General features: G+C 73.8%; 7 protein-coding genes. All 7 read right to left on the bottom strand.

Going from position 1 to position 7,240, the window contains the following annotated elements; all coding sequences use genetic code 11:
- Positions 1–62: 62 nt before the first annotated feature.
- Entirely contained in the window at positions 63–944 is an 882-nt protein-coding gene (locus AC07VC_RS05545; RefSeq protein ID WP_494675887.1) for a sugar phosphate isomerase/epimerase family protein, read from the bottom strand.
- Entirely contained in the window at positions 941–2,134 is a 1,194-nt protein-coding gene (locus tag AC07VC_RS05540; RefSeq protein WP_494675888.1) for a DUF993 family protein, read from the bottom strand. Before AC07VC_RS05540 ends, AC07VC_RS05545 begins: the two co-directional genes overlap by 4 nt.
- On the bottom strand, positions 2,131–3,297 hold the full coding sequence (locus AC07VC_RS05535; RefSeq protein ID WP_317230956.1) for a Gfo/Idh/MocA family protein: 1,167 nt from the start codon (positions 3,295–3,297) through the stop codon (positions 2,131–2,133). The genes AC07VC_RS05540 and AC07VC_RS05535 overlap by 4 nt, the downstream gene beginning before the upstream one ends.
- A 239-nt stretch (positions 3,298–3,536) precedes the next feature.
- The gene (locus AC07VC_RS05530) at positions 3,537–4,589 is read right to left on the bottom strand and encodes a LacI family DNA-binding transcriptional regulator (protein WP_494675889.1); all 1,053 of its coding nucleotides are present in this window, start codon (positions 4,587–4,589) and stop codon (positions 3,537–3,539) included.
- 75 nt (positions 4,590–4,664) lie between these two features.
- The gene (locus AC07VC_RS05525; protein ID WP_494675890.1) at positions 4,665–5,312 is read right to left on the bottom strand and encodes a hypothetical protein; all 648 of its coding nucleotides are present in this window, start codon (positions 5,310–5,312) and stop codon (positions 4,665–4,667) included.
- Positions 5,309–6,232, bottom strand: a complete 924-nt coding sequence (locus AC07VC_RS05520) for a carbohydrate ABC transporter permease (protein ID WP_494675891.1) — start codon at positions 6,230–6,232, stop codon at positions 5,309–5,311. The genes AC07VC_RS05525 and AC07VC_RS05520 overlap by 4 nt, the downstream gene beginning before the upstream one ends.
- Complete coding sequence (locus tag AC07VC_RS05515) at positions 6,229–7,221, bottom strand: carbohydrate ABC transporter permease (protein WP_494675892.1); 993 nt, start codon at positions 7,219–7,221, stop codon at positions 6,229–6,231. Before AC07VC_RS05515 ends, AC07VC_RS05520 begins: the two co-directional genes overlap by 4 nt.
- Between the last annotated feature and the right edge of the window lie 19 nt (positions 7,222–7,240).

The raw sequence follows: 7,240 nt of genomic DNA, 5'->3' as shown, positions 1-7,240 counted from the left end.
GGTCTCGGGGGTTTGGAGGTGTGTATAAGAAACAGGGCGCCGACCGGCGCCCGCACGCGGGATCAGAGGTGCGGCGCGACGTGCTGGGCGAACGCGCGCACCACGCGGGACGCGACGGTCGCGGGGTCCTCGTCCCAGACGGCCTGGTGGAACACCTCCACCTCGACGTCGCCCGCGTAGCCGGCCTCCCGGACCGCGCGCGTGAGCCCGGGGAGGTCGATGACGCCGTCGCCCGGGAGGTGCCGCGCGAGGAGCACGTCGGCGGGCAGCGGCGTCGCCCAGTCGCACACCTGGTAGCTCGCGATGCGGCGCTCGGACCCGGCGCGCGCGATCCCGGCCAGCACCTCCGGATCCCACCACACGTGGAACGCGTCGACCACGACGCCCACGGCCTCCGCGGCGAACGGCGCCGCGAGGTCGAGGGCCTGGGCGAGCGTCGAGACCACGGCGCGGTCGGAGGCGTACATGGGGTGCAGCGGCTCGATCGCGAGCCGCACGCCCGTCCGCTCGGCGTGCGCGACGAGCTCGGCGAGGGCGTCCTGCACGCGTCCGCGGGCGCCGACGAGGTCGCGGGATCCGTCGGGCAGGCCGCCGGCGACGAGTACGAGCTCGGGTGCCCCGAGGGCCGCGGCCTCGTCGAGCGCGCGCCGGTTGGCATCCAGGGCCGCGCGCCGCGCCGGGCCCTCGACGGCGGTGAAGAACCCGCCCCGGCAGAGCGACGAGACGCGGAGGCCGCTCGCGTCGACGAGCCGTCGGGCGGCGTCGAGCCCGACGTCGGCCACGGGCTCCCGCCACAGCCCGATCGCCGGGATGCCGGCGGCGACGGCCACCTCGAGGGCGCGCGCCAGCGGGGCGTGCTTGACGGTGGCCTGGTTGAGCGAGAGCCGGGGGTGCGCGGCGGCGGCCGGGGCGTCCGCGACGTCGGCCTCGCGCGGCGCGGTCACGCGCGGACCATGCTCGGCGCCTCGACGCCGGCCAGCGCGAGCATCCCGTTCCAGCGCTCGGCGGCCAGCTCCGGCCGCTCCAGCGCCCCGGCCTCGTCCGCCAGCCGGACGATCCCGGACAGGTGGGGGAGCGAGCGCGCCGAGTGCAGGCCGCCCACCATGGAGAACGCCGGCTGGTGGCCGTTCAGCCAGGCGAGGAACGCGATGCCCGTCTTGTAGTACTGCGTCGGCGCGGCGAAGACGTGCCGGGAGAGCGCCTCGGTCGGGCCGAGGATCCGCCGGTAGCCCGCGACGTCGCCGCGGTCGAGGGCCTGGATGGCCGCCGACGCGGACGGCGCGAGGGCGGCGAACGCGCCGAGGAGGGCGTCGGAGCGGCGGACGACGCCGTCCGGGTCCTCGCCGCCCTCGATGAGGCCGACGTAGGAGAAGTCGTCGCCCGTGAAGAGGGAGGCGGCGCGGGGGAGGCGGGCGCGCAGGGCGACCTCGGCCCCCGCGTCGAGGAGCGACATCTTGATGCCCCGCACGGCGTCGCCGCCGTCCTCGATGATGCGCACGACGGTGTCCGAGGCGGCCGCCGTGTCGGCGGACCCGAAGTAGCCGGCGAGCACCGGGTCGAACGCCGCGCCGAGCCAGTGCAGGATCACGGGCCGGGAGGCGCGCGCGAGCACGGCCGCGTAGACCCGCTCGTAGTCGGCGGCGGAGGTGGCGGTGCGGGCGAGGTGCCGGCTGGCCATCAGCACGACGCCGGCCCCCGCGTCCTCCGCCACGGCGAGCTGCTCGAGGTAGGCGTCGACGACGCGCTCGAGCGGCACGACGTCGTCCACGAGCTGGTCGGTGTTGACGCCGACGACCACGGAGCCGCCGACGGAGGCGGCCTCCGCGGCGCTGCGCCGGATGAGCTCGCGGGTGGCCGCCCAGTCCAGCCCCATGTTGCGCTGGGCGGTGTCCATCGCGTCGGCGACGCCGAGCCCCCACGACCAGATGCGGTGCCGGAAGCCGAGGGTCGCGTCCCAGTCGATGCGCGCTGGCTGCCCCGGCACGTTCTCCCCGTGCGCGACGGGGACGACGTGGGCGGCCGCGTACGCCACCCGGGAGACGAGCGGTCCCGTCGGCGGCGCGAACGCGGGCGCCGGGCCGAGCTCGTGCGGCCGGATCGCGCCGTCGGCGCCGAGGAGGGCGACGCGGGTCACGGCGCGACCTCGACGGCCGCCAGCGCCTCCGCGTCGGCCTCGGCGTCGAGCGCGGCCACGTCGATGCGGCGGCCCTCGCGGGACGACCGCAGCCCGAGCTCGGCGAGCCGCACCCCGCGGGCCCCCGCGAAGAAGTCGTACTCGTGGGGCGCGTCCTCCACCACGTGCCGGACGAACTGCTCCCACTGGGTCTTGAAGCCGTTCTCGAAGACGTCGTTGACGGGAAGCTCCTGCCAGTCCCGGGAGTAGTCGTGCGTCTCCGGGAGGTCGGGGTTCCAGGTGGGCTTGGGCGTCGCGACGCGCGGCTGCACCTTGGCGCCGAACAGCCCGACGACGGCGGATCCCAGCGTCCCGTCGACCTGGAACTCCACCAGCTCGGGGCGGTCCACGCGCACGGCCCACGACGAGTTCAGCTGCGCGGTCACGCCGCCGGCGATGTCGAAGATCGCGTACGCGGCGTCGTCGGCCGTCGCGGTGTACGGCACGCCGTGCTCGTCCACGCGCTCCTCGATGTGCGTGGTCGCCTTCGCGTACACGCCCTCGATGGGGCCGAAGAGGTCCTCCAGCACGTAGTTCCAGTGCGGGAACATGTCGACGACGATGCCGCCGCCGTCCTCGCTGCGGTAGTTCCAGCTGGGGCGCTGCGCGTCCTGCCAGTCGCCCTCGAACACCCAGTAGCCGAACTCGCCGCGGACGCTCAGGATCCGGCCGAAGAACCCCGACTCGATGAGCCGCTTGAGCTTCTGGAGTCCGGGCAGGTAGAGCTTGTCGTGCACGACGCCGTTCTTGATCCCGGCGGCCCTGGCGAGCTCGGCGAGCTCCCGCGCCTCGACGTAGGACTCGGCCACGGGCTTCTCCGTGTAGACGTCCTTGCCGGCCGCGATGGCCTTCCGGATGGCGGGGACGCGCGAGCGCGTCACGAGGAAGTCGGCGTAGACCTGCCACCGCGGATCCGCGAGGGCCGCGTCGAGGTCCGTCGTCCAGTGCTCGAGGCCGTGGCGGGCGGCGAGCTCGGCGAGCTTCGCCTCCGAGCGGCCCACGAGGAGCGGCTCGAGCTGCACCCGGCTCCCGTCCGAGAGGAGGACGCCGCCCTGCTCGCGGATGGCGAGGATCGAGCGGACGAGGTGCTGGCGGTAGCCCATGCGGCCCGTCACGCCGTTCATGATGATGCCGAGGGTGCGGGGCGTGGTCGTCTCTGACACGGGGGCCCTTTCATTGGTGGAAAGCGTTTACCCGGATGCTATGCCGAGAAGCCGCCCTCCGGCAAGAGGTTTCCCGTCGTCGGGGACACCTCGACCGGATCGCATGCCGGCGCAAGCGGTCAGGCGGGTCTGGCGGGTCGGGCAGGCCGGACCGATCAGGCGGAGCGGGCGGATCGCGCGGATGAGGCCGAGCGTGCAGATCAGGCCGAGCGGCCGGACCGGTCGGGCGTGCTCGGCCGGACGACCACCGAGGTCGGCAGGACGACGGTCGCGTCGGCGTCGGCGTCCTCGTCGAGCGCCAGGCCGATGGCGCGGCTCCCGATCTCACCGAGTGGGACGGCGACCGTCGTGATCGCGGGGCTCACGTCGCTGACCGTCGGGATGTCGTCGAACCCCGCGACGCCGATGCCCGTGCCCGGCTCCACGCCGCGGTCGCGCAGCGCCGACGACGCGCCGATCGCCATCACGTCGGTCACGGCGAACACCAGCTCGATGCTCCCGGGGTGCTCGTCGAGCAGGCGGGTCATGGCGGCGTGCCCGCCGTCGCGCGTGAAGTCCGTCGCGACCACGAGCGCCGGGTCGAGGTCCACCCCGCGGGCGGCGAGGCCCTCCGCGAAGCCCGCCAGGCGGTCGGCGGAGGTCACGAGGGTCGCGGGGCCGTGCAGGACCGCGAAGCGGCGGTAGCCGAGGTCGACGAGCGCGTCGGCGAGGGCCCGCGCGCCCGCCCGGTTGTCGAGCTGCACCGTGGGGAAGGGGAGCGAGCGCTGGCTCAGCATCACCACCCGTCCGCCGGCGCGCTCGAACGCCTGCAGCTCGGCGACGAGGGCGTCGCGGGAGGCCTCGTCGTCGAAGCGGCTGCCGGCGAGGAGCATCACGCGGGGCCGTCCGCCGCGGAGGGCGCGGACGAGCTCCAGCTCGCGCACGGGATCGCGGTGCGTCACGCCGATGGTGACCACGAGCCCGGCGGCCTCCGCGGCCGCGAGGACCCCCGAGGCGATGCTCGAGAAGTACGGGTCGGCGATGTCGCTCACCAGCAGCGCGACGGTGGAGGTGGCGCCCTTCGCCACGGCCTGCGCCGAGAGGTTCGGGGAGTAGCCGAGGGACGCCGCCGCGGCGACGACCCGGGCCCGGTAGTCCTCGTTGACCTTGCGCGCGCTGCCGTTGAGGGCGCGGGACGCCGTGGCGAGCGAGACGCCGGCCTCGCGGGCGACGTCGTGCAGGGTGACGGCGGTGCCGCGGTCCTTCGGGTGCATCGCTCGCTCCTCGGCCGGCGCCGTGCCGGCGCGATGGTCACCATCCTGCCATCCGGGCGGTGGCGCGGGAAAGCGCTAGCCGCGGGACGACGCCCGCGTCCGCGACAGGCGCACGGCGACGGCCGCGAACACGGTGCAGCCGAGCGCGGGCACCACGAGGGGCGCCAGCTGCCAGGTGACCACCGCGGTGAGGACCAGGGCGACGACGAGCGCGCCGGATCCCCGCGGGTCCCGGACGGCGAGGGACGCCGCCTCGCGGAGGAGGGCACCCCATCGCGCCTCCGGCGACCACAGCGTGCACGCCGTGAGCAGCACCACGAGGCCGGTCGCGAGGGCGGCGGCGCAGACCGCGCCGACGGCGGCGCCTCCCGGCAGCGCGCCCCCGGCGACGAGGGCGAGGTCGAGCGCGAGCACGCCGCCCGCCCCGACCGCCGCGAGCCCGACGGGCAGCGCGCGCACGAGTCCCGTCCGCCCCTCGGCGAGGGCGGTCCGGAGCGGGGCGGGCTCGTCGAGGATGAACCGCCGGAGGTGCCGGGCGCCGACCGCGAGGGCGAGCGGGAGGGTGACGAGCGGGAGCGCGAGCAGCGTGACGAGCAGACCGGTCCACAGCACCTCCGCGAAGAGGGCGAATCGGTCCGCCGCCCCCGGCCACCGCAGGGCGGTGCCGTCGGCTCCCGCGGCGCGGGCCTGGCGCGACCGCCGCCGCCCGTCCCCGCGGCTCATCCCTTGAGCCCCTGCGTCGCGACGCCGTCGACCAGGAACCGCTGGAAGACCATGAAGAAGATGAGCACCGGGAGGAGCGCGAGCACCGAGACGGCGATGGTCGCCCCGTAGTCGGACGCTGACGTCTGGTCGTTGTAGACGCGGAGGGCGAGCGGCAGCGGCTGGAGGTCCGGCGTGTTGAGGTACAGCAGCGGCCCGAGGAAGTCGTTCCAGCTCCAGATGAACGCGAAGATCGACGACGTGATGAGCGCCGGGCGGATCAGCGGGATGGTGATGGAGCGGAAGATGCGCAGGTGGCCGGCGCCGTCGATCCGCGCCGCCTCGTCGAGCTCCCGGGGCAGGTTGCGGATGAACTGCACCATGAGGAAGACGAAGAAGGCCTCCGTCGCGAGGAACTTGCCGATGAGCAACGGCCAGTACGTGTCCATCATCCCGAGCGTGCGGAAGATCGTGTACTGCGGGATGAGCAGGACGTGCATCGGCAGGAGCAGCGTGCCGATCATGAGGGCGAAGCAGAGCGGCCGCCCCCGGAAGTCGAGCCGCGCGAAGGCGTACGCCGCCATGGAGGACGACAGCACCACCCCGATCACCGAGCCGACGGCGAGGATCGTGGAGTTGAGGAAGAACCGCCAGAGCGGAACGCCGCCCACGCCCGCGAACACCTTCACGAAGTTGTCGATCGTGGGGTCCTGGGGCAGGAGCGAGGTCCGCCCGCCGAACTCCGTGTTGGGCTTGAAGGCCGCCGCCCCCATCCAGACGAGCGGGTACAGCACCACCGCGGTGAGCACGATCATCACCGCGATCCAGACGAGCGTCGCGGTCCTCGGCCGTCGTCGCCGGGCCCGCGGGGCCGGGCGCGGGGTGGGCTCGGTGACCACCTGGGTGTCGGCCGAGGGGAGGGTCGTGTCGAAGGTCGTCATCGTGAGTCTCCCGAGTAGTGCACCCAGCTCTTCTGGGTCTTGAAGAGCACGAAGGCGAGGACGCCGACGAACAGCAGCAGGACCCAGGCCATCGCCGAGGCGTAGCCCATCTGGTTGTTGGTGAAGGCGCGCGTGTAGAGGTACACCGTGTAGAAGTTGGTGGCCCCCGCCGGCCCTCCGGTGCCGTTGCCGATGATGTACGCCGACGCGAACACCTGGAACGCGTTGATCATCTCGAGCAGCAGGTTGAAGAAGATCACCGGGGAGAGCATCGGCAGCGTGACGCTCCGGAACTTCCGCCAGGGCCCCGCCCCGTCGACCATCGCGGCCTCGTAGAGCTCGGCCGGCACCTGCTTGAGGCCCGCGAGGAAGATCACCATCGGGGCGCCGAACTGCCAGACGGCCAGGATGATCATCATCGGCAGGATCAGGGCGGGCACGCCCACCCACCCGCCCACGTCGAGACCCAGCACCTGCAGCCCCGAGTCCACGGGGCCGTCGGTGGAGAACATCGCGCGCCAGACGATGGCGATGCTCACGCTCGCGCCGATGAGCGACGGCGCGTAGAACGCGGAGCGGAAGAAGCCCGTGCCGCGTGCGCTGTAGTTGAGCAGCATCGCGACGAGGAGGGCGGCGGCGAGCTTCACCGGCGTCCCGACGAACACGTAGGCGAGCGTCAGCTGCACCGACTGCAGGAACTTCGGGTCGCCGAGGAGGCGCTCGAAGTTGCCGAGCCCGATCCACTCGGGTGCGCGGAAGAGGTTGTAGTCGGTGAAGGAGAAGTACAGGGACATCAGCATCGGGCCGAGCGTGAGCCCGACGAAGCCGATGAGCCAGGGGGAGAGGAACGCGTACCCGGCCAGGGTGTCCCTGCGGGGGCGCCGCCGCACCGGGCGGCCGACCGGACGAGGGGTGCTCATCCGGCCGGCCGCGGGTGCGACGCGATCGGAGGCGGGGGTGCCGCTCCGGGTCGACGTCGTCGTCGTCATGGGGTGCCTTCCTGGCCCG

It is taken from the genome of Clavibacter sp. GW821-FHT01D01, assembly GCF_059422605.1.
Note: the sequence above shows the minus strand (reverse complement) of the source record. Positions and strands in the feature narration are given on the sequence as shown.

Bases quoted from the DNA above. Each gene is read 5' to 3' on its own strand.
- AC07VC_RS05535 (WP_317230956.1), bottom strand. From the start codon at position 3,297: ATGAACGGCGTGACGGGCCGCATGGGCTACCGCCAGCACCTCGTCCGC.
- AC07VC_RS05530 (WP_494675889.1), bottom strand. From the start codon at position 4,589: ATGCACCCGAAGGACCGCGGCACCGCCGTCACCCTGCACGACGTCGCC.
- AC07VC_RS05525 (WP_494675890.1), bottom strand. From the start codon at position 5,312: ATGAGCCGCGGGGACGGGCGGCGGCGGTCGCGCCAGGCCCGCGCCGCG.
- AC07VC_RS05520 (WP_494675891.1), bottom strand. From the start codon at position 6,232: ATGACGACCTTCGACACGACCCTCCCCTCGGCCGACACCCAGGTGGTC.
- AC07VC_RS05515 (WP_494675892.1), bottom strand. From the start codon at position 7,221: ATGACGACGACGACGTCGACCCGGAGCGGCACCCCCGCCTCCGATCGC.